Origin of the sequence: Aquabacter cavernae (genome assembly GCF_003993795.1) — a bacterium.
GTDB classification, from domain to species: domain Bacteria; phylum Pseudomonadota; class Alphaproteobacteria; order Rhizobiales; family Xanthobacteraceae; genus Aquabacter; species Aquabacter cavernae.
Genome location: NZ_RWKV01000007.1, coordinates 1 through 19698, shown reverse-complemented (window position 1 = coordinate 19698; position 19698 = coordinate 1). Strand labels below are relative to the sequence as shown.

The 19698-nt window shown below is 68.8% G+C and carries 21 protein-coding genes; 9 read left to right on the top strand and 12 right to left on the bottom strand.

The annotated features are described in order from the left end of the window. Window positions 1–25: 25 nt before the first annotated feature. Window positions 26–787 carry an SDR family NAD(P)-dependent oxidoreductase gene (locus tag EJJ38_RS04410; RefSeq protein WP_127088917.1) on the top strand — a complete coding sequence of 254 codons (762 nt, stop codon included), beginning with the start codon at window positions 26–28 and terminating at the stop codon, window positions 785–787. Window positions 788–808: 21 nt separating this feature from the next. Here the strand turns inward: EJJ38_RS04410 and EJJ38_RS04405 are convergent, their stop codons facing one another. Further along, window positions 809–1669 (bottom strand): IclR family transcriptional regulator, encoded by an 861-nt coding sequence (locus EJJ38_RS04405; RefSeq protein ID WP_127088916.1) that lies wholly within the window; start codon window positions 1667–1669, stop codon window positions 809–811. 143 nt (window positions 1670–1812) lie between these two features. Here EJJ38_RS04405 and EJJ38_RS04400 point away from each other — a divergent pair, with 143 nt between their 5' ends. From EJJ38_RS04400 to EJJ38_RS04390, 3 genes are all read left to right on the top strand, one after another. Next, window positions 1813–2808 carry a Bug family tripartite tricarboxylate transporter substrate binding protein gene (locus tag EJJ38_RS04400; protein ID WP_127088915.1) on the top strand — a complete coding sequence of 332 codons (996 nt, stop codon included), beginning with the start codon at window positions 1813–1815 and terminating at the stop codon, window positions 2806–2808. Between the two features lie 185 nt (window positions 2809–2993). Further along, window positions 2994–4079, top strand: coding sequence for a 3-hydroxyacyl-CoA dehydrogenase family protein (locus EJJ38_RS04395; RefSeq protein WP_164738402.1), 1086 nt, complete (start codon window positions 2994–2996; stop codon window positions 4077–4079). A 65-nt stretch (window positions 4080–4144) separates the two neighbouring features. Beyond that, on the top strand, window positions 4145–5329 hold the full coding sequence (locus EJJ38_RS04390; RefSeq protein WP_127088913.1) for an acetyl-CoA C-acyltransferase family protein: 1185 nt from the start codon (window positions 4145–4147) through the stop codon (window positions 5327–5329). A 96-nt stretch (window positions 5330–5425) separates the two neighbouring features. On the opposite strand, the gene arsC is transcribed toward EJJ38_RS04390, so the two are convergent. The 5 genes from arsC to EJJ38_RS04365 all read right to left on the bottom strand — a co-directional run bounded on the left by arsC (window position 5426) and on the right by EJJ38_RS04365 (window position 9208). Further along, entirely contained in the window at window positions 5426–5833 is a 408-nt protein-coding gene (gene arsC / locus EJJ38_RS04385) for an arsenate reductase (glutaredoxin) (protein WP_127088912.1), read from the bottom strand. Further along, window positions 5830–6549, bottom strand: coding sequence for an aquaporin (locus EJJ38_RS04380; RefSeq protein ID WP_127088911.1), 720 nt, complete (start codon window positions 6547–6549; stop codon window positions 5830–5832). Before EJJ38_RS04380 ends, arsC begins: the two co-directional genes overlap by 4 nt. Next, the gene (locus EJJ38_RS04375) at window positions 6546–6908 is read right to left on the bottom strand and encodes an ArsR/SmtB family transcription factor (RefSeq protein WP_127088910.1); all 363 of its coding nucleotides are present in this window, start codon (window positions 6906–6908) and stop codon (window positions 6546–6548) included. Before EJJ38_RS04375 ends, EJJ38_RS04380 begins: the two co-directional genes overlap by 4 nt. Window positions 6909–6983: 75 nt before the next feature. Then, the gene (locus EJJ38_RS04370; RefSeq protein WP_127088909.1) at window positions 6984–8126 is read right to left on the bottom strand and encodes an acyl-CoA dehydrogenase family protein; all 1143 of its coding nucleotides are present in this window, start codon (window positions 8124–8126) and stop codon (window positions 6984–6986) included. 17 nt (window positions 8127–8143) lie between these two features. Further along, complete coding sequence (locus EJJ38_RS04365) at window positions 8144–9208, bottom strand: acyl-CoA dehydrogenase family protein (RefSeq protein WP_127088908.1); 1065 nt, start codon at window positions 9206–9208, stop codon at window positions 8144–8146. Between the two features lie 150 nt (window positions 9209–9358). Between EJJ38_RS04365 and EJJ38_RS04360 the strand changes: the two genes are divergently transcribed. Continuing rightward, window positions 9359–10171 carry a helix-turn-helix domain-containing protein gene (locus EJJ38_RS04360; RefSeq protein WP_127088907.1) on the top strand — a complete coding sequence of 271 codons (813 nt, stop codon included), beginning with the start codon at window positions 9359–9361 and terminating at the stop codon, window positions 10169–10171. A 59-nt stretch (window positions 10172–10230) separates the two neighbouring features. Here the strand turns inward: EJJ38_RS04360 and EJJ38_RS04355 are convergent, their stop codons facing one another. The 6 genes from EJJ38_RS04355 to EJJ38_RS04330 form a co-directional block, all read right to left on the bottom strand. Continuing rightward, window positions 10231–10518: a DUF1330 domain-containing protein gene (locus EJJ38_RS04355; protein WP_127088906.1), complete on the bottom strand. Its 288-nt coding sequence runs from the start codon at window positions 10516–10518 to the stop codon at window positions 10231–10233. Between the two features lie 161 nt (window positions 10519–10679). Then, window positions 10680–11843 (bottom strand): ABC transporter substrate-binding protein, encoded by a 1164-nt coding sequence (locus tag EJJ38_RS04350; protein ID WP_127088999.1) that lies wholly within the window; start codon window positions 11841–11843, stop codon window positions 10680–10682. 68 nt (window positions 11844–11911) lie between these two features. Further along, window positions 11912–12685: an SDR family NAD(P)-dependent oxidoreductase gene (locus EJJ38_RS04345; protein WP_164738401.1), complete on the bottom strand. Its 774-nt coding sequence runs from the start codon at window positions 12683–12685 to the stop codon at window positions 11912–11914. A 113-nt stretch (window positions 12686–12798) separates the two neighbouring features. Continuing rightward, the gene (locus tag EJJ38_RS04340) at window positions 12799–14235 is read right to left on the bottom strand and encodes an aldehyde dehydrogenase family protein (protein ID WP_127088904.1); all 1437 of its coding nucleotides are present in this window, start codon (window positions 14233–14235) and stop codon (window positions 12799–12801) included. Further along, a complete protein-coding gene (locus EJJ38_RS04335) occupies window positions 14232–14732 on the bottom strand; it encodes a MaoC family dehydratase (RefSeq protein ID WP_127088903.1) in 501 nt (166 codons plus the stop codon). Before EJJ38_RS04335 ends, EJJ38_RS04340 begins: the two co-directional genes overlap by 4 nt. Next, window positions 14729–15952, bottom strand: coding sequence for a CaiB/BaiF CoA transferase family protein (locus EJJ38_RS04330; RefSeq protein ID WP_127088902.1), 1224 nt, complete (start codon window positions 15950–15952; stop codon window positions 14729–14731). Before EJJ38_RS04330 ends, EJJ38_RS04335 begins: the two co-directional genes overlap by 4 nt. 99 nt (window positions 15953–16051) lie before the next feature. Between EJJ38_RS04330 and EJJ38_RS04325 the strand changes: the two genes are divergently transcribed. The 4 genes from EJJ38_RS04325 to EJJ38_RS04310 all read left to right on the top strand — a co-directional run bounded on the left by EJJ38_RS04325 (window position 16052) and on the right by EJJ38_RS04310 (window position 19555). Beyond that, window positions 16052–16957: a LysR substrate-binding domain-containing protein gene (locus EJJ38_RS04325; RefSeq protein ID WP_127088901.1), complete on the top strand. Its 906-nt coding sequence runs from the start codon at window positions 16052–16054 to the stop codon at window positions 16955–16957. Window positions 16958–17082: 125 nt separating this feature from the next. Next, entirely contained in the window at window positions 17083–18321 is a 1239-nt protein-coding gene (locus tag EJJ38_RS04320) for a CaiB/BaiF CoA transferase family protein (RefSeq protein ID WP_127088900.1), read from the top strand. Between the two features lie 161 nt (window positions 18322–18482). Then, complete coding sequence (locus EJJ38_RS04315) at window positions 18483–19088, top strand: bifunctional transcriptional activator/DNA repair enzyme AdaA (protein WP_127088899.1); 606 nt, start codon at window positions 18483–18485, stop codon at window positions 19086–19088. Next, window positions 19085–19555, top strand: a complete 471-nt coding sequence (locus EJJ38_RS04310) for a PaaI family thioesterase (RefSeq protein ID WP_127088898.1) — start codon at window positions 19085–19087, stop codon at window positions 19553–19555. Before EJJ38_RS04315 ends, EJJ38_RS04310 begins: the two co-directional genes overlap by 4 nt. Window positions 19556–19698: the final 143 nt, after the last annotated feature.

Below are 19698 nucleotides of genomic sequence, written 5' to 3'. Positions count from 1 at the left end.
CGGCCCCCTGAAGGAGACCCGCATCATGCAGGTGAAGGACATTCCCGCCATCGTCACCGGCGCCGCCTCGGGCCTGGGCGAAGCCACCGCCCGCGCGCTGGCGGCGGCCGGCGCGAAGGTGGCGCTGCTCGATCTCAATGCCGAGCGCGTCGGCGCCGTGGCCAAGGAGATCGGCGGCATCGGCATCGGTTGCAACGTGACGGACGCCGCGAGCGCGGAAGCCGCCGTGGACGCGGCACGCGCCGCCCACGGCCCGGCCCGCATCCTGGTGAATTGCGCGGGCATCGCCCCCGCCGCCAAGGTGGTGGGCCGCAAGGGCGTGATGCCGCTCGACCAGTTCCGCACGGTGATCGAGGTGAACCTCATCGGCACCTTCAACCTGCTGCGCCTCGTGGCGGCGGGCGCGGCGGAACTGGAGCCCCTGGAAGGCGGCGAGCGGGCGGTGATCATCTCCACCGCCTCCATCGCCGCCTATGAGGGGCAGGTGGGGCAGGCGGCCTATGCGGCTTCCAAGGCGGGCGTGGTGGGCCTCACCTTGCCGGTTGCGCGCGAGCTTGCGCCGCTGGGCATCCGGGTCTGCGCCATCGCGCCGGGCCTGTTCGGCACGCCCATGCTGCTGGCCATGCCGCAGGAGGTGCAGGACAGCCTCGGCGCCTCCGTGCCCTTCCCCTCGCGCCTCGGCCTGCCGGAAGAATATGCCAGCCTCGCGCTGCATATCCTCTCCAACCCCATGCTCAACGGCGAGGTCATCCGCCTCGACGGCGCGCTGCGCATGGCGGCGAAGTAAGAGGGTCCGGCAACACGCCCGTCAGCTATTGACGTCCGGCAGCGGGGGGATTTCCGCCCGCTCGCCTCCCCCCAGCGGCTGCGCCCCGCGCGCCACCAGCGCGGCGCCCAGCGCCAGCGCCTCCTCCTCCAGAATGGCCACCAGCCGCGCCCGGCGCGGCGCGCGCATGCGCTCGCTGATGGCGGCGATGGACAAGGCGGCCAGCGGCTGGCGGTGCTGGAGGCCGCGCACCGGCACCCCCACCGCGCACATGCTTTTCAGCACCTGCCCGTCATTGAAGGCGTAGCCCTCCTCCCGGCTGCGGCGCACCAGCGCCAGCACGCTCTCCGCGATCATGGCGGGATTGGCCGGGAAGCGGCGGGCATTGCGGGCCACCATGTCCTCCATCTCCGCGCACGGCATGAAGGCGAGCAGCGCCAAGGCGCCCGCGCCGATGCCGAGCGGGCGGCGGTCGCCGATATTCAGCGTCAGCGCCTTGATGGGGAATGTTCCCTCCTGCCGGTCCACGCAGATGGAATCGGCCCCGCTGCGGATGGAGAGGAACACCGTGTCCTCGGTCTGCTCGGCGATGCGCACCAGATGCGGCCGGGCCAGTTCCCGCAGGTTGAAGCGGTTGATGGAGGCCGAGCCGAGCGCCAGGAAATCCATGCCCAGGAAGAACATGCCGCTGGCGGGATGGCGCTCCACGAACCCCTCGGCGCGCAAGGCGCCGATGATCCGGTAGAGGGTCGAGCGGTTGAGGCCCGAGGCATCCTGAAGATCCTGGAACGACACGCCGCTGGCATAATTGGTGGAGGCGAGGATGCGCAGCACGCGCAACGCCCGCTCGATGCTCTGCGTCCCCTCCCGCTCCGTCCCCGGCTTGGCGGCGCGCCCCGGCATGGTTCGTTCCACTATTTGAGACGATCAGTTCACATTGTGAGAATAACATCGTAGCTGCTTGGAATGAAATGCTTTCCTCTCCAAAGCGGGGGCGCGAGTCCATAAAGTGGGCGCAGAAAAAAACATATTGGGGAGGAGATACGATGAGCCTTTTGAAAACGACGTTCGGCGCCCTCGTGACGGGTGCCGCCATGATCGGCGCGGGACTGCTGGCAGCGGCGCCCGCCGCGGCGCAGGCCACCGACTACCCCACCCGCCCCATCCGCCTCGTGGTGGGCTTCTCGCCCGGCGGCCCCACCGACATCGTGGCCCGCCTGCTGGCCTCGAACATGGGCGCGACGCTCGGCCAGAACATGGTGGTTGAGAACAAGCCCGGCGCGAACAGCAACATCGCCGCCAACGAAGTGTCCAATGCCCGGCCCGACGGCTATACGCTGCTCTACAATACGTCCTCCATCGCCATCAGCCCGGCGCTGTACAAGAACCTGACCTATGACGTGAAGAAGTCGCTGACCCCGGTGGGCCTCAGCGCCAACGTTCCGATCGTGCTGGAGGTCAATCCCAAGCTGCCGGTGAAGGACATCAAGGAGTTCGAGACCTACTTCAAGCAGGAGCAGGGCAAGGGCACCTATTCCTCCACGGGCAACGGCTCCATCACCCAGCTCGCCGCCGCTTCCGTGCTGAACAAGCTCGGGGTCGAGGCCGTCCACGTTCCCTATCCCGGCAGCGCCCCGGCGCTGGTGGACCTGTCGGGCGGCGTGGTGGACTTCATGGCGGACACCGTGAACTCCTCCCTCCCCTTCCTGAAGGACGGGCGCCTGCGCCCCATCGCCGTCACCAGCAAGGAGCGGCTCGCCGTTCTGCCGGACGTGCCGACCCTGCGCGAGCTGGGCCTGCAGGATGTGGAAATCGGCGCGTGGCAGGGCATCATGGCCCCGGCCGGAACGCCCCAGCCCATCATCGACAAGCTGAACGCGGCGCTCCAGAAGGCGCTGAAGGATCCGGCGGTGCTCAAGGCCCTGGCCCAGCAGGCCACCGATCCACTCGGCGGCACCCCCACCGAATACGGCAAGTTCCTGGACAGCGAGATCGAGCGCTTCAACAAGCTGGTGGCGCAGAACAAGATCCAGATGAATTGATCCTCTCCTCCTGAGGAACCTCCAAAGGGCGGCCATTCGGCCGCCCTCTTTTCGTTACGGCATTTCAAACGCCGAAATAGAACCTCATTGCATAAGCGCGCCGCTCCACCCATGAGAGGCGCAAGCCGTGTTCCTCACCCGCCCCGCGCACATCGCCGGCGGGCGCCGTTATGTCAGGAGACCCCATGCCCTCCATGAAGCTCGCAGTCATCGGTTCCGGCATGATGGGCGGCGGCATCGCGCTGGACGCGGCGCGCCACGGCCTGACCGTGACCGTCTATGACGCGCGCCCCGAAGGCGCCGCCCAGGTGCGCGAGCGCGCGGCCTCCGTCTATGGCCGCTGGGTGAAGTCCGGCCGCATGACCGAGCAGGCGCGGGACGAGGCCCTTGCCCGCCTCTCCGCCGCCGCCTCCCTCGCGGACCTTGCGGGCAGCGACGTGATCGTGGAAGCGGTGTTCGAGGACCTGGCGGTGAAGCGCGACGTGTTCGCCGCTTTGGCGCCTTATGTGGGCGCGGACACCATCGTCGCCACCAATACCAGCGCGCTGCGGGTGTCGGACATCGCACAGGGCCTGCCCTTCGCGGACCGGGTTCTGGGCCTGCATTATTTCTCCCCGGCGGAAATCTGCCCCCTGGTGGAGGTGGTGCGCGCCACCGGGACCAGCGCGGTGACCCTCGCGCGCGCCGACGCCTTCCTGGCGGCCACGGGCCGCACGGCGCTCGCCTGCGCCGACGCGCCGGGCTTCGCCATCAACCGCTTCTTCTGCCCCTATTACAACGAGGCCACCCGCATCCTGGCGGACGGCATCGCCACGGCGGGCGAGATCGACACCGTAGCGCGCGAGCGCCTCGGCATCGCGGCGGGGCCGTTCCTGGTCATGAACCTCATCGGGCCGCGCATCGCCAGCCACGCCATGGCCAATCTCGCGCCGCTCGGCCCCTTCTATGCGGCGAGCGACCTGCTGATGGCGCAGGGCCGCGCGGGCACCGCCTGGGAAACCATCCCCGACGCCGCCCTGCCCGCCCGCGCCGACGAGATCGCCGACCGGTTGGTGGCCGCCATGGGCATTCCCGCGCTGGAACTGGCGGCGGCTGATGTGGCCGACCCGGCCCGCACCGATACGGGCGCCGTCATGGCGCTGAAATTCGGCAAGGGGCCGTTCTCCCTCATGCGGGAATGGCCGCAGGAGCGGCTCTCCGCCGCCATTGCCGGCCTGTGCCGGCGCGACGGCCATCCGGAGCCGACCCTCGCGGTTGCCGAGCCGGCGTGATAGCAGCGGTGCGCGGGCCGCTCCGCGCGCCGGATAAAGGTCCCGTCCCTTCAAGGAGAAACGCCATGTCCGACACTGAAGTCGTCTTCCTCTCCGGCGCCCGCACCGCCATCGGCAGCTTCGGCGGCACCTTGAAGGACGTGCCGCCCACCACGCTCGGCGCCCATGCGGCCAAGGCCGCCATCGCCCGCGCGGGCATCGCCCCCGAGGATGTGGGCACGACCGTGTTCGGCAACGTCATCCACACCGAGGCGCGGGACATGTATCTCTCGCGCGTCGCCGCCATGGAGGCGGGCGTGCCGAAGGAGGCCCCCGCCCTCACCGTGAACCGGCTCTGCGGCTCCGGCCTCCAGGCGATCATTTCCGCCGCCCAGTCGGTGAAGCTGGGCGATGCGCAGATCGCGCTCGCGGGCGGCGCCGAGAGCATGAGCCGCGGCGGCTACCTGCTGCCCCAGGCCCGCTGGGGCCAGCGCATGGGCAGCGCCCAGGCCGTGGACATGATGGTGGGCGTGCTCACCGACCCCTTCGGCCATGGCCATATGGGCATCACGGCGGAGAACGTCTCGGCCCGCTACGACATCACCCGCGAGGCGCAGGACGAGACCGCCGTGGAGAGCCACCGCCGCGCCGCCCATGCGGTAGCGGAAGGCCGCTTCAAGGAGCAGATCGTCCCCTATGAGATCGCCGGCCGGAAAGGCACCGTCTCCTTCGACACGGACGAGCATTTCCGGGCCGACGCGACGGTCGCGGACATGGCCAAGCTGCGCCCGGTCTTCAAGAAGGACGGCACGGTGACCGCAGGCAATGCCTCCGGCATCAATGACGGCGCGGCGGCGGTGATCCTCGCCGACGGCGCCACCGCCCGCGCCCGTGGCCTCGCGCCGCTGGCGCGCCTCGTCTCCTACGGCCTTGCGGGCGTGGAGCCCTCCGAGATGGGCATGGGGCCGGTTCCGGCGGTGAAGATCGCCCTGGACCGCGCGGGCCTCACGGCCGCCGACCTGGACGTGATCGAATCCAACGAGGCGTTCGCCGCCCAGGCCTGCGCGGTCTCCCGCCAGCTGGGCCTCGATCCGGCCAAGGTGAACCCCAATGGCGGGGCCATCGCGCTCGGCCATCCCGTGGGCGCCACCGGCGCGATCCTCACGGTGAAGACCCTCTATGAGCTGAAGCGCACGGGCGGCCGCTATGGCCTCGTCACCATGTGCATCGGCGGCGGCCAGGGCATCGCCATGATCGTCGAGCGCCTCTGAAACCCGTTCGGCCCCGGTCTGACCGGGGCCGATTGAAGTTTCTGCGGTACCGCACGCATTAAAGGCCCGTGAGCTTGGCTCGCGGGCCTTTTTGCATCACGGCTTCACCACCTCGCCGTCTTCCTTGGTGAAGCTGTCGGGCTTGCGCTCCAGCAGATCCAGCACCCGCTCGGACGGGCGGCAGAGACGCACGCCGAGCGGCGTCTCCACGATGGGCCGGTTCACCAGGATGGGATGGGCCACCATGGCGTCCAGGAGCGCGTCGTCGCTCACGCCCGGCTCCAGCAGCCCCAGTTCGGCGGCGGGCGTGCCCTTCTCCCGCAGGATGTCGCGGGCGGTTCCGCCCATGGCCCCCACCAGATGCTCCAGCAGCGGGCGTGTCCAGCCGGTCTTCAGATATTCGACGACGGTGGGCGCATAGCCCGCAGCCTCGATCATGGCCAGCGTGTTGCGGGAGGTTCCGCATTTTGGGTTGTGGTAGATGGTGATGGGAAACGCGGTCATGCGCCCTCTTCCTCCTGTTGGAAAAGCCACCCGCTGAGCACCAGGGCGAGCCCTGCCCCACCCAGCTGCGCGAGGATGAAGACCGGAACGCTTTCGGGCGCGATGCCGGCGAACGTATCGGTCAGCGCGCGCGCCAGCGTCACGGCCGGATTGGCGAACGAGGTGGACGCGGTGAACCAATAGGCGGAGGTGATGTAGAGCCCCACCATGGCCGCCGTCGCCTCCGGGCGGACGTGCACCGTGCCCAGGATCACCACCACGAGGCCGAACGTGGCGACGCACTCGGACAGGGCTTGCGCGGCGCCTCCGCGCATGGTGGCGGAGACCTGGAACGGGCTCTCGCCGAACATGAGATGGGCGAGCCAGACGCCCAGCACCGCCCCCACCACCTGGACCGCCATATAGGCCGCAGCCCGCCTTGGCGCGATCTCGCGGCGAAGCGCGAAGACCAGCGTCACCGCCGGATTGAAATGGGCGCCGGAGACCGGCCCCAGCAGGGTGATGAGCACCGCGAGGCCCGCCCCCGTCGCCAGGGTGTTGGCCAGCAGCGCCAAGGCGACGGTCCCGCCCGCCAGCCGCTCGCCCATGATGCCGGAGCCGACCACGATGGCGAGCAACAGCGCGCTTCCCATGGCCTCCGCCGCGAGGCGCCGGACCAGGCCGGGCGTCGCGCGGATGCGCGGCGTCGGGATCGCGGCGGCCGTGGCATCGGTCATGCCGCCCCTCCCCTCTCCGGGGTGCAACAGGCCGTCGCACGGGCGGCCATCGCGACCGGGGCGCACAATTCCGGGTGCCCGCCGCAGCAATCCTCCAGCAGATAGACCAGCAACTCCCCCATGGCGGCGATGTCCGCCACATAGATGATGGAGCGCCCCCGGCGCGCACCCATCACGAGCCCCGCCTTGGAGAGGATGGCGAGATGGCTGGACAGGGTATTGGCCGGAATGTCCAGCGCCCGCGCCACATCCCCCGCCGCCACGCCCTCCTCGCCCGCCTTCACCAGCAGGCGGAAGATGGCGAGGCGGCTGTCCTGCGCGAGGGCCGAAAGGCGGTCGATGGCGATATTCGATTCCATAATTCCAGATATATGGAATTATTAAATTTAGCAACATCCTTCACGACCGCGCCCCGGAGGGCGCGGTCGCGTGGGTCAGCGCAGCCCCAGTCCGCGCGCGATGATGCCGCGCAGGATTTCCCGCGTGCCGCCCCGGAGCGAAAAGGATGGGGCGTTCAGGGTCGTATAAGCGAGCACGTTGAGGAAGCTGGACGTGGAGGCGAGCGAGGGCTCGCCGGACACCAGGCGCCGCGCGATCTCGGGGATCTCCTGCTCGAACAGCGCGCCGAGATCCTTCACCACGGCGGCATCCAGCTGCGGATCCTGCCCCGCCTGGAGCATGCCCGCCACGGAGGTGGAGAGCCGCCGCAGCACGATGAGATGCGCCACGAGCCGCCCCACCGCCTCCTGCGCCGCCTCGCGCGGGTCGTCGGCCAGGACGCGCACCAGCTCCTTCAGCAGCGTGAAGGAGGAGAGGAAACGCTCCGGCCCGCTGCGCTCGAAGGCCAGCTCGCCCATCACCTGCTTCCAGCCATCGCCGGGATTGCCCAGGATGCTGTCGGCGGGCAGGAACACGTCCTCGAAATGCACCTCGTTGAAATGGTGCGCCCCGGCAATGTCCACGATGGGCCGCACCGTGATGCCCGGTGTCTTCATGTCCACCAGGAACTGGGACAGCCCCTCATGCCGCTCGCCCGGCGCGGTGCGGGCCAGCAGGATCATGTAGTGGGCCTCATGGGCATAGGTGGTCCACAGCTTGGTGCCGGAGACGCGGTAGCCGCCCTCCACCGGCTCGGCGCGGGTGCGCGCGGCGGCAAGGTCCGAGCCGGAGCCCGGCTCGCTCATGCCGATGCAGAAGAAGCACTGGCCCGTGGCGATGCGCGGCAGGATGTCCGCGCGCTGCGCCGCGCTGCCATAGCGCAGCAGCGTGGGGCCGCTCTGCCGGTCGGCAATCCAGTGGGCGGCCACCGGCGCGCCGGCGGCCAGCATCTCCTCCAGCACCACATAGCGGTGGAGCGCGGTGCGCTCATGGCCGCCATAGGCTTTCGGCCAGGTCATGGCGATCCAGCCGCGCTCACCCATGCGGCGGGAGAAGTCCGCGTCGAAGCCGATCCAGGACTGGGCGCGCTCCAGCGGCGTGCGGGTGGCGATGGTCTCGGCGAGGAAGGCACGCACCTCCGCGCGGAGCGCCTGCGCGTCCTCGGGCAGTTGCGCGGGGGGGAATTCGAAATGATGCATGATGGATCCGTGCGAAATCAGGCTGCGGCGATGAAGGGCCAAAGGTCGTCGGCGCCCCGGCGCAGCACGTCCGCGCCGAGCCGGCGGCTCCAGACCGCCTCGTTGCCGAACTCCTCGCGCCAGGCCCACAGCCGCTTGGTGAGGAAATGGAGCTGGTGCTCATAGGAGAAGCCCATGGCGCCGTGCATCTGGTGGGCAATGCCCGCCGCGATGCCCGCCGCCTCGCCCGCCCGCACCTTGGCGGCGGCGATGGGGGCGAAAGCGAGGCCTTCACCCAATGCCTGCGCGGCGAGCCCAGCCGCGCCGCCCGCAGCCGCGGTCTGGGTGGCGAGGATCGCCACCTGCTGCTGCACCGCCTGGAACTTGGAGAGGGTACGTCCGAACTGCACCCGCTCGCCCACATAGGTGGCGGTCAGTTCCAGCACCGTGTCCAGCGCCCCGGCCAAGGCGATGGCGCGCACGGCGGCGCCCATCCGCTCCGCCTCGGCCGGCCCGAAGGGGCTTTGCGTCACCGCGTCGGCCTCCAACAGGAGATCGAAGGCCACGTCGTCGCGCGGCTCGCGGGCGATGTTCTCGCCGGGCGTAAGGGTGCCCGCGCTGAGCGGCACGCAGGCGAGGCGCCCAGCCCCGTCTTCCTCGCCCACCACCACCAGCGACTGCGCGTTGCGCCCATAAGGCACGCGGGCAGCGACGCCGGACAGCCGCCAGCCCGCGCCCTCGCGCCGAAGGGACAAGGACCCGCTTGTGGCGGCAAAGGTGAGGATGCCCTCGCCCAGCTCCCGCCCGCCCGCCACCAGCAGGCGGTTGGCAAGCATGGTCTCCGCCAAGGGCAGCGGCACCGCATGGGCGCCCGCGAGGCGGATGATGGCCGCGCAGCCCTCGGCCCCGAGGCCGACGCCCCCCGCCGCCTCGGGCACCATGGCGAGCGTCAGGCCCGCCTCTTCCGCCGCCGTCCAGAAGCCGGCCGGAAACGCGCCCTCTTCCGCCGCGGCGGACAGTGCATGGGTCATGTGGTCGCCGAACAGCCGCGATGCGGTCTGTGCCACCAGGGAATTCAGGTCGTCGGTATTCTGATCGTCCATTGGCCCGTCCGGTCCTCCCACGCTGTTTTGCCCCGTGAAAGGGCTTTATTTCATCAGATGAAATGATATATCATGGAATGAATTTAGCATGCCGAGCCCCGGATGCAACGGCTTCCCGCGTCCGCGACACGGCAATGGAGGGGAAATCCCATGGCGTCCTACAAGCCGGTGGCGGCGGCGCTGCGCGTCCTGGACGTTCTCGCGGCGGTCAACCGCCTCAACAAGAAAGCGAGCGTGGCGGAGATCCATCGCCGCACCGGCATCGACAAGGCCACCATCGTGCGCATGCTGGAGACGCTGGCCCATGCGGGCTATCTGGTGCGCGATGCCGACCAGACCATCTACCAGGTGACGGGCAAGGCCCTCAGCCTCTCCACGGCCTTCGACCGGCACACCGTGGTGGGCACCATCATCGCGCCGCTCATGTCCGAGTTCCGCGTGGCGGTGGGCTGGCCGTCGGACGTGGCGCTGTTCGACACGGACGCCATGCTGGTGATCAAGTCCTCCCGCGAGGGCGAACCCTTCTCCTTCAACCGCGCGCCGGGCTTCCGCGCGCCCATGGCGGGCACCAGCCTGGGCCTTGCCTATCTCGCCTTCTGCCCGGAGCCGGAGCGGGCCGCCATCCTCGCCCGCATCGCGGCGGACACCGGGGACACCACGCCCTGGTCGCGCCTCGTCCAGGAGCCCGCCCGCATCGCGCGGCGGCTGGAGGAGGTGCGCAGCCGGGGCTATGCCACCATGGACGAGACCTATTCGCGCATCGAGTATGAGGGGCGCATCGCCAGCATCGGCGTGCCCATCATGACGGAGCGCGAGCTGTTCGCCTCCATCAACATCATCTACCTCACCAGCGCCCTCTCACCCCAGGCCGCGCGCGAGACGCTGCTGGGCCCGCTGAAGGACGTGGCGGCCCGGATGGGCACGGCCCTCGCCGAGAAGGCGGCGCCGGGCATCCAGCTGTAGGGCGACCGGCGCGGCACCGTTTCCCGTTTGAAACGGGCCCGCGCCAATCGGATCCGGCGTCAGACGCCTTCCACCGCCACGATCTCCACATGGGCCGCCCCGGCGCGGGCGTCACGGGCGAGCGTGTATTCGGGCGAGTGGAAATAGGCCGTGGCCGCCGCGAGGGACGGGAATTCCACGATGACGTTGCGCGCGCGGGACGGACCTTCCAGCGCCTCATAGAGGCCGCCGCGGGTGAGCACCGTGCCGCCATGGGCCTTCATGGCCGCCGTGGCCAGCGGCACATAGGCCGCGTACTTCTCCGGGTCGATCACGTCGATGCGGCCGATGACATAGCCTTTGGGCATGAGCTTCTCCCTGACGCTGTTCCGGGCCGGGCCTGACACAGCCCGCCTCAAGCGCATTCACATAAACAAAAGGAGCGCTTCGGGCTCGTATGAAACCCCGAAAGCGCTCCCATGATTGATGTGGGGCGGCGCGTCCCTTCCGGAATGCGCCGCCCCACATCTCACTTCTTCAGCAGCGGGCAGGCGCTCTCGCCGGCCGGGCGGAACGCCTGGTCGCCGGGCACGATCTCGCCGATCTCGAAATAGTCCCACGGGCCCTTGGACTGCTCGGGGGTCTTCACCTTGGCCATGCGCACGTCACGCAGCAGGCGGCCGTCCACCCGCAGCTTGGCGTCCTTGGTCATGAGGTCGTTGACCGGGGTGTCCTTCATCTGCTTCAGCACCGCGTCCGTATCGGTGGTGCCGGCGGCCTTCACGGCCTTCAGATAATGCAGCACGCCGGAATAGTTCATGGCCTGCGCCTCGCTCGGCGGGCGGCCCGTGCGCTTCTTGAAGCGCTCGGCGAAGCCACGGGTGGCCTCGTCCTGGTCCCAATAGAACACCGTGGAGATGGTGGTGCCCTGGGTGGCCTTCAGGCCCACGCTGTGCACGTCCACCAGCAGCAGCGCCATGGCGGCGGGAACCTGCTTGGCGGTGAAGATCTGGAATTCCTGGCCCTGCTTCAGCACGTTCTGCAGGTCCGACACCGCGCTCGCCACCGCGATGACCTTCGCGCCCGACGCCTGCGCCTGCAGGAGGTAGGACGAGAAGTCGAGGGTGTTGATGGGATGGCGGATGGAGCCCACCACCTTGCCGCCATTGGCTTCCACCACGGCGCGGGTGTCGTTCTCCAGCGCATAGCCGAAGGCGTAGTCGGCGGTGATGAAGAACCAGGTGTCGAGGCCCGACTTCACCATGTGGGCGGGCGCCGCGCGGCTGAACTGGTAGGTGTCGTAGCCCCAGTGGAAGCTGTTGGTGGTGCAGCCCTTGCCGGTCAGCTCGGAGGTGGCCGCGCCGGTGGCGATGGTGATGCGGTCCTTCTCCTTGGCGATGCGCTGCACGGCGAGGCCGACCGCGGAATTGCCGAGGTCCACGATCAGGCGGACATTGTCATTGTCGAACCACTTGGAGGCCGTGGCCGCGCCGATATCGGCCTTGTTCTGGTGGTCGGCATGAACCAGCTCGATCTTGCGGTCGAGCACGGTGCCGCCGAAATCCTCGATGGCCATGCGGGCGCCTTCCACGGAGCCCATGCCCTGGGTGTCGGCGAGCGCGCTCGACATGTCGGTCAGCACGCCGATGCGCACCGGCCCGTCGGCCGCCTGCGCGGTGGTGGCCAGGCCCATCAGGCCCAGCGCGGCGATGGTTGTCTTGAGCGTCACGTTATCCTCCCTCGAATTGTTTGCTTGATGGTTCAGGCGAGCAGGCCGCCATCCACCGGCAGGAAAGCACCGGTGATGAAGGACGCCTCGTTGGACAGCAGGAACAGGGCCGCATAGCCCACTTCCTCAGGCCGACCGGCGCGCCCCATGGCGGTGGTGGAGCCGAACTTCTTCACCAGCTCTTCGCGATCCAGGCCCTTGGTGGTCACCTGGTCCTTGCGGTCCACGAACTCGCGCGCCATGGGCGTGTCGAACGGGCCGGGGCAGACGGCGTTCACGCGGATGCCCTGGGAGGCGTAGCGCTTGGCCAGACCCCGGACGAGGCCGATGACGCCCGCCTTCATGCCCGAATAGATGGGGCTGAAGCTGGAGGCGGACATGCCGGAGGTGGAGGCGGTGAACAGCACCGAGCCGCCCTCGCGGGCCCGCAGGTGCGGCAGCGCCGCGATGGTGGTGGCGAGCTGCGAACGGATGTTGAGGTCGAGGGCGAGATCGAAGTCCGCCCAGTCGAGATCCTCAACCGCCGCCGGGCCGGGATGGCCGAGATGGTTCCACAGGAAGTCGATGCCGCCGAACTGGGACACGGCCTGGGTGACGATGTCTTCCGCCGCCGCCATGTCGCGCAGGTCCGCGCCGATGGCGAACGCCGTGCCGCCGGCGGCGCGGATCTCTTCCGCCACCTTCTCCGCACCGGCCGCATCGCGGTCCACCACGCACACCTTGGCACCTTCGCGCGCCAGCAGCAGCGTGCCCGCCCGACCCATGCCCGAGGCCGCCGCCGTGACGATGCCGGCCCTGTTCTGCATTCTCATTGTGACGTACTCCCTCACGCGGCCCGGGGCCGCTATTGCTGTGTTTCGCGGCCGGAGGCCGCTTCATTCCGGCGCGCGGCGGTGCCGCCTGCGCACCTGTGAGCGTCTCAGCCCTGCGGGACCGGCGCCTTCACCACCACCGTCTGGGTGTTGGTGTATTCCAGCAGCCCCTCCATGCCGTTCTCCACGCCGATGCCGGACTGCTTGTGTCCGCCGAAGGCGCTGTGGGGCGAGAGGAAGCGGGTCTCGTTGATCCAGACCGTGCCGCAGTCGAGCTGCTCGGCGATGGCGGCGGCGCGATCGAGATCACGCGACCACACCGAGCCGCCCAGGCCGTATTCGGTGTCGTTGGCCCGGCGCACCACCTCGTCCACGTCCGTGAACTTCAGCAGCGGCAGGACCGGCCCGAACGCTTCCTCGGCCACCACCGGCGCGTCGTCCGGCGGGTTGTCCACGATGGTCACGGGGATGAAATAGCCGGGCCGCGCATGATCCACGTCGCCGCCCGCCAGGAAGGTGAGGCCCTGTTCGCGGGCGCCTTCGATGAGCTTGCACACGCGCTCGAATTGCGGGCGGTTCTGGATGGGACCGAGCTGGGTGCCCTGCTCGGCGCCGTCGCCCACCTTCACCGTGGCGGCATAGTCCACCAGCGCGGCTGAGAAGGCGTCATAGATGTCCGCATGCACATAGAGCCGCTTCACGGCGATGCAGATCTGCGAGGTGTTGGCGAAGGCGGCCCAGAACAGCTCGCGCGCGGCGGTGGGAACGTCCACGTCCGGCAGCACGATGGCGGGGTCGTTTCCGCCAAGCTCCAGGGTCAGCCGCTTCAGGGTCGGCCCGGCGGCGGCCATGATGCGCCGCCCGGTCTGGGTGGAGCCGGTGAAGGCGATCTTGTCGATGCCCGCATGCTCGGTCATCCAGGGGCCGAGTTCATCGGCGCCGTTGATGATGTTCAGCACGCCGGGCGGCACGATGTCCTTGAACAGCTCGCCCAGCTTCAGCGTGGTGAGCGGCGTGAAGGGCGAGGGCTTGAGCACCAGCGTATTGCCGGTCACGAGCGCGGCCACCACCTTCCACATGGACAGGGTGATGGGGAAGTTCCAGGGCGCGATGGCCCCCACCACGCCGATGGGTACGCGGCGCGTCACCGAGCGGCGCTCCGGCCCGTTGATGGTCTCCACCACCGGCAGCTCGAAGCCCGCATGCTCGGCGCACCAATAGGCGGCGCCGCGCAATTCGCGCTCGGCATCCGCATGGGGCTTGCCGTGCTCGCTGGTGAGCAGGCGGGTAAGCGGACCCAGATTTTCCAGGATGCATTCGCCCATGCGGCGGATCATGTCCTGCCGCTCCGCCATGGGGCGGGCGCGCCACGCCGGGAAGGCGCGACGGGCGGCATCCACCGCCGCGTCGAGCTGGGCGCGGGAGGCGGCCGGGGCCTGCGCGATCACGCGCTCGCTCGCCGGGTTGAGCACGTCCATGGTGGACGTGCCGGCGACGCTCGCGCCGTCGATGGTGAGGGTGAAGTCGGTGTCGAAGGCGGTCATTGGGCAGCCCCTTCGGCGCCCTCGGGCGCACCCGCCAGCAGGCGCTTGGCGGTGTAGGTCATGACGTTCACGCTGTCCTGGTTGAACACCTCGATGATGGAGGTGACCACGGCACGCCCGCTCTTGGAGGTGGGGCGGATGTCCGTGACCTCCACCGTCGCCCAGATGGTGTCGCCCACGCGCACCGGGGCATGGATGCGCTGCATCAGTTCCAGCATCGCAAGGCCCGTGCCCTGGATCATGGACTGGAGGATGAAGCCTTCGATGAGGGCATAGGTGAGCGCGCCGGGAATGGCGCGGCCCTTCATGGCGACGCCGTCGAACTCGGCATCGATGAAGATGGCCTCCAGCATGCCGGTGGTCGAGATGAAGCTCACCAGGTCCGTCTCGGTGACGGTGCGGCGGAAGGTGCGGAACTTCTGCCCCACATGCAGGTCCTGCCAGTGGAAGCCCTGGCCGAGGCGCGGGAGGCTGGCGTGGGTGGTATCGGCGGTCATGCTCCGGCTCCTTCAGGTGTGCGTGCGGCCGTGCCTTGGTTCAGCAGGGCCTCGATCTCGTCCTCGCGCAGGCCCGCCTCCGCCAAGATGGCGCGGCTGTGCTCACCCAGGCGCGGGGGCATGGCGATATCGGGGCGTTCGCCGTCGAATTTCAGCGGCACGCCCGGAAAGCGAAGCGTGCCCATGGCAGGATCCTGCCGGGTGGCGAAGAAGCCGGTGTCGCGCAGATGCACGTCCTCCACCACGTCTTCCAGGCTCGCCACGGGCGCGGACGGGATCTGGAGCCGCGCGCTCGCTTCCATCCAGGCGGCGGTGGTGCGCTCGGCCACATGGCCGCCGGCCACCTCGTAGAGGGCATCGATGTTGCGGGTGCGCGCCGCGATGTCCGTGAAGCGCGCATCGTCCGCCAGCTCCGGCCGGCCCACTTCCGTGAAGAAGGCGCGCCAGTGCTGGTTGGTGTAGGGCATCAGGCAGATATGGCCGTCCAGGGTCCGGTACGGACGGCGCCATGCGGCCAGCACGCGGGGATAGCCGAGGCCGCCACGCGGGGGATCGAAATGGTGGCCGTAGAAGTGCTCCACCAGATTGAACGCCACCATGGATTCGTACATGGGGATCTCGACGAAGCCGCCCTGCCCCGTCCGCTCGCGCCGCAGCAGCGCCGCCATGATGCCGTTGACCGCGAACAGGCCGCTGGTCTTGTCGGCGGCGATGGTGGGGAAATAGCGCGCCTCGCCCGTCTGGGCCTGGGTGATGGCGGCAAGGCCCGACATGCCCTGGACCGTGTCGTCATAGGCCGGGCGCCCGCCATAGGGGCCATCCACGCCGAAGCCGTGCAGCCCCGCATAGACGAGGCGCGGATTGCGGGCCAGCAGTTCGTCCGGCGTGATGCCGAGGCCCACCAGCTTCTGCGGCCGCATGGAGTGCATGAACACGTCGGCGCCATCCACCAGCGCAAGGAGCGCGGCGCGCGCCTCAGGTCGCTTCAGGTTCAGCATCACGCTGCGCTTGTTGCGGTTCACGCCCAGGAACAGGGCCGCCATGCCCGCCTCGGCGGCAGGTCCGGTATGCCGGGTGGAATCGCCTTCCGGCGGCTCCACCTTGATCACGTCGGCACCGAGATCGCCGAGCATCTGGCCCGCATAGGGACCCATCACCACCGCAGTGAGATCGAGCACGCGAATGCCCGACAGCGGCAGCGAGGCTGCGCGCACGTCCATTCAGACGTTCCTCCATATTCTTCGTTGCCTGGAGGCTAGCAGGCAATTTCGTTCGCAACTAATATCATTATCAAAGAAACCTATATCGGATGGATATCAATGGAACTGCGCCAATTGCGTCAGTTCGTGGTGCTGGCGGAGACCCTGAACTTCCGGCGCGCGGCGGAGCGGCTCCACATGGCGCAGCCGCCGCTGTCGGTGTCGCTCCGCAAGCTGGAGACGGAACTGGGTTCCGCTCTGTTCGAGCGCACCACGCGGGAGATGCACCTGACCGCCTTCGGGGCGGTGTTCCTGGACCGCGCCCGCCGCACCCTGTTCGAGGCGGACCAGGCGCTCCAGGCCGCCCGCGCCGCCAGCACAGGCGAAGAGGGGTCGCTCACCATCGGCTTCGTGGGCACGGCCATCTACGGTGTTCTGCCGCGCCTCATCCCCGCCTATCGGGCGGCCTTTCCCCGCGTGGAGCTGATGCTGCGCGAATCCACCTCCACCGAAATCCTCTCCCAGATCGAGAAGGGCACGCTCAATCTGGGCATCGTGCGCGCGCCCCTCGCCCAGACCACGGCCGCCATCATCGAACCCATCGAGAAGGACCATCTGGTGCTGGCCATTCCGCGCAGCCATGCTTTGGCGCGGCGGCGCAAGATCACGCTTGCGGACCTGCGGGACGAGGACTTCGTCTCCTACTCCTCCAGCACGGCGCCGGGCCTTCACACCATGGTGGTGTTCGCGTGCCAGCAGGCGGGCTTCATTCCCAATGTGGCGCAGGAGGCGACGCAGGTGCTCACCATCATCAGCCTCGTGGAAAGCGGGCTCGGCATCGCGCTGGTGCCGTCCATCACCACCCGCGCCAACCATGAGAAGGTGCAGTTCCGGCGCCTGCCGGAGCTGGAAGGCGCCGCGCCGCTCTCCCTCGCCATCGCCCATGTGCCGGACTGGGAGACGGCCGCCGCGCGCTGCTTCCGCGCGCTCGCCGCATCCCACATGGTCAACGTGGCCCGGCCATAAGGGGCGAAGGATTGGTTCATCCCGTGAAATGATAATTCATTTACTTGGCCGTGCCGGATTGGCAGACCTTCTGGCCCGCAGCCGAGATAGGCATTGCGGCCAGGATGTCAGAAACAGGATTTGCGATGACGCCCCCCTCCTCTCTCCCCGCCGGCGCGCTGTCGCATCTGCGCGTGCTCGACCTCTCCCGCGTTCTGGCGGGGCCGTGGGCCAGCCAGATTCTCGGTGATCTCGGGGCGGACGTGGTGAAGGTGGAAGCGCCCAACGGCGACGACACGCGCACATGGGGGCCTCCCTTCATTCCCGATGCGGACGGCAATCCGGGCGATGCGGCCTATTTCACCGCCTGCAATCGCAACAAGAAGTCCATCACCATCGATTTCGCCAAGCCCGAGGGCGCCGAACTGGTGCGCCGCATGGCGGCCGAGGCGGACATCGTGGTGGAGAATTTCAAGGTGGGTGGCCTGAAGCGCTACGGGCTCGATTATGAGAGCCTCAGCGCCATCAATCCCGCGCTCATCTATTGCTCGGTCACGGGCTTCGGCCAGACCGGCCCCTATTCCCACCGGGCGGGCTACGACTTCCTGATCCAGGGCATGGCGGGCCTCATGAGCATCACCGGCCAGCCCGACGGCCAGCCGGGCGCGGAGCCCATGAAGGTGGGTGTCGCCACCTGCGACCTGTTCACCGGCATGTATGCGGCCGTCTCCATCCTCGCCGCCGTGACGCACCGTGCACGCACGGGCATCGGACAGCATATCGACTGCTCGCTGTTCGACAGCCAGGTGGCCATGCTGGCCAACCAAGCGGCCAACTGGCTGGTGGGCGATTTCGTGCCCAAGCGCATGGGCAACAGCCACCCCAATGTGGTGCCCTACCGGGTGTTTCCCTGCGCGGACGGCCACGTCATCGTCGCCTGCGGCAATGACGGGCAGTTCCAGAAGCTCTGCCTCGCCTTGGGCCGGCCGGACCTCGCGCAGGATGCGCGGTTCAAGACCAATGCCGGGCGCGTGGCCGATCGCGTGGAGCTGGAGGAGACGCTGACGCAGATCCTGTCCGCGCGGCCCCAGCGGGACATCATCGCCGCGCTGGAGCAGGCGCAGGTGCCCTGCGGGCCCATCAACACCGTTCCCGATGTCTTCGCCGATCCCCACAGCCTCGCGCGCGGCCTGCGCGTGGAGCTGGAGCGACCGGACGGCACGGTGCTGCCCGGCGTCGCCTTCCCCGCCCGCCTCAGCCAGACCCCCGCCACCTATCGCAGCGCCCCGTCCCCGCTCGGCGCCGATACCGGCGCGGTGCTGGAAAACTGGCTGGGACTGGACGCGGACGCCGTCGCGCAGTTGAAGCGGGACGGGATCGTCTAGACCGCCTCGCCAGTGAAGCGATCTGACAGCAGATAGCGCCATGGCCGGGCTTGTCCCGGCGATGGCACCCTGAAAGGCCGGAAGCCGTCCGACCGGTTGTTTTCGGACCTCATCATCGCTCCCAACTCGCATTGCCGGATCACCGCTCCTACGGTGGCGGAATGCTCGACTTCGCCGCCCAATACGAAGCCTTCAGACAGCGGGACCCGACCTGGGACGGGGTGGTGTTCGTCGCGGTCAGGACGACCGGCATCTATTGCCGGCCGGTCTGCCCGGCCCGCACGCCGCTGGCGCGCAACGTCAGATTCTATCCCAGCGCCGCCGCTGCGGAACATGGCGGGTTCAGACCCTGCCTGCGCTGCCGACCCGAGACAGCCCCGTTCTGTCCCGCCTGGAAGGGAACGAAGACCACCGTCGAGCGCGCGCTGCGCCTGATCGAGGACGGCGCGCTGGACCAAGGCAGCGTGAACGCGCTCGCCGAGCGGCTGGGGGTGGGCGCGCGTCATCTGTCGCGGCTTTTTGCTGAACACCTCCACGCGACGCCGCTCCAGGTCGCTCTCTCGCTTCGGATCCGCCGCGCCAAGCTCCTCCTGGACACCACGGATCTGCCGCTCCAGCATGTTGCCGAACGCGCGGGGTTTTCCAGCGCACAACGCCTGAGCGTGGTGTTCAAGCGGCTCTATGGCCGGCCGCCCTCGGCCCTGCGGAAGAAAAGACCGGCCCCGCCGGCCAAACGAACCCCACCCCACCGACAGGTGCCAGCATGACGGTGAAAACCTATGGCACCGTCAGCGAAGAAGACCGCAGGCGCATGACCGGCCTCGAATTCGTCCAGGGCCTCGCAAGCGGCGAGCTGCCGCTCAACACCATCGCGCAGACGCTCGGCTATGACGTGGCGGAGGCGGAGACGGGGCGCGTCCTGATAACGCTGACACCCACCGGCGCCCATCTCAACCCGGCCGGCACGGTGCATGGCGGCCTCACGGCGACGCTGCTGGACAGCTGTATGGGACTGGCCGTCCAGTCCACCCTCGACAAGGGCGTCAGCCAGACGACCCTCGAATTCAAGATTTCCCTGGTCCGCCCCATCACGCCCGAGACCGGGGAAATCAGGGCCGAAGGCAAGGTCCTGAATTGCGGCCGCCGCATCGGCACGGCCGAGGGGCGTGTCGTGGACAGCCGTGGCCGCCTCCTGGCGCACGGCACCACGACCTGCCTCATTTTCCCGAGCTGAGGGGCAGCCCTCCCGCCTAGGTGACATACCCATAAACGGGATTCCCAGCGGAGCGTTGTTTTGATTCACTGATCTCAACCCTGGAGGTTGAGATGGCGCGCTTTGACCTGACGGATTTCGAGTGGTCGGTGATCGCACCGCTT

Coding starts and splice junctions, on each gene's coding strand:
- EJJ38_RS04410 (WP_127088917.1), top strand. CDS start 26: ATGCAGGTGAAGGACATTCCCGCCATCGTCACCGGCGCCGCCTCGGGC.
- EJJ38_RS04405 (WP_127088916.1), bottom strand. CDS start 1,669: ATGCCGGGGCGCGCCGCCAAGCCGGGGACGGAGCGGGAGGGGACGCAG.
- EJJ38_RS04400 (WP_127088915.1), top strand. CDS start 1,813: ATGAGCCTTTTGAAAACGACGTTCGGCGCCCTCGTGACGGGTGCCGCC.
- EJJ38_RS04395 (WP_164738402.1), top strand. CDS start 2,994: ATGCCCTCCATGAAGCTCGCAGTCATCGGTTCCGGCATGATGGGCGGC.
- EJJ38_RS04390 (WP_127088913.1), top strand. CDS start 4,145: ATGTCCGACACTGAAGTCGTCTTCCTCTCCGGCGCCCGCACCGCCATC.
- arsC (WP_127088912.1), bottom strand. CDS start 5,833: ATGACCGCGTTTCCCATCACCATCTACCACAACCCAAAATGCGGAACC.
- EJJ38_RS04380 (WP_127088911.1), bottom strand. CDS start 6,549: ATGACCGATGCCACGGCCGCCGCGATCCCGACGCCGCGCATCCGCGCG.
- EJJ38_RS04375 (WP_127088910.1), bottom strand. CDS start 6,908: ATGGAATCGAATATCGCCATCGACCGCCTTTCGGCCCTCGCGCAGGAC.
- EJJ38_RS04370 (WP_127088909.1), bottom strand. CDS start 8,126: ATGCATCATTTCGAATTCCCCCCCGCGCAACTGCCCGAGGACGCGCAG.
- EJJ38_RS04365 (WP_127088908.1), bottom strand. CDS start 9,208: ATGGACGATCAGAATACCGACGACCTGAATTCCCTGGTGGCACAGACC.
- EJJ38_RS04360 (WP_127088907.1), top strand. CDS start 9,359: ATGGCGTCCTACAAGCCGGTGGCGGCGGCGCTGCGCGTCCTGGACGTT.
- EJJ38_RS04355 (WP_127088906.1), bottom strand. CDS start 10,518: ATGCCCAAAGGCTATGTCATCGGCCGCATCGACGTGATCGACCCGGAG.
- EJJ38_RS04350 (WP_127088999.1), bottom strand. CDS start 11,843: ATGGGCCTGGCCACCACCGCGCAGGCGGCCGACGGGCCGGTGCGCATC.
- EJJ38_RS04345 (WP_164738401.1), bottom strand. CDS start 12,685: ATGCAGAACAGGGCCGGCATCGTCACGGCGGCGGCCTCGGGCATGGGT.
- EJJ38_RS04340 (WP_127088904.1), bottom strand. CDS start 14,235: ATGACCGCCTTCGACACCGACTTCACCCTCACCATCGACGGCGCGAGC.
- EJJ38_RS04335 (WP_127088903.1), bottom strand. CDS start 14,732: ATGACCGCCGATACCACCCACGCCAGCCTCCCGCGCCTCGGCCAGGGC.
- EJJ38_RS04330 (WP_127088902.1), bottom strand. CDS start 15,952: ATGGACGTGCGCGCAGCCTCGCTGCCGCTGTCGGGCATTCGCGTGCTC.
- EJJ38_RS04325 (WP_127088901.1), top strand. CDS start 16,052: ATGGAACTGCGCCAATTGCGTCAGTTCGTGGTGCTGGCGGAGACCCTG.
- EJJ38_RS04320 (WP_127088900.1), top strand. CDS start 17,083: ATGACGCCCCCCTCCTCTCTCCCCGCCGGCGCGCTGTCGCATCTGCGC.
- EJJ38_RS04315 (WP_127088899.1), top strand. CDS start 18,483: ATGCTCGACTTCGCCGCCCAATACGAAGCCTTCAGACAGCGGGACCCG.
- EJJ38_RS04310 (WP_127088898.1), top strand. CDS start 19,085: ATGACGGTGAAAACCTATGGCACCGTCAGCGAAGAAGACCGCAGGCGC.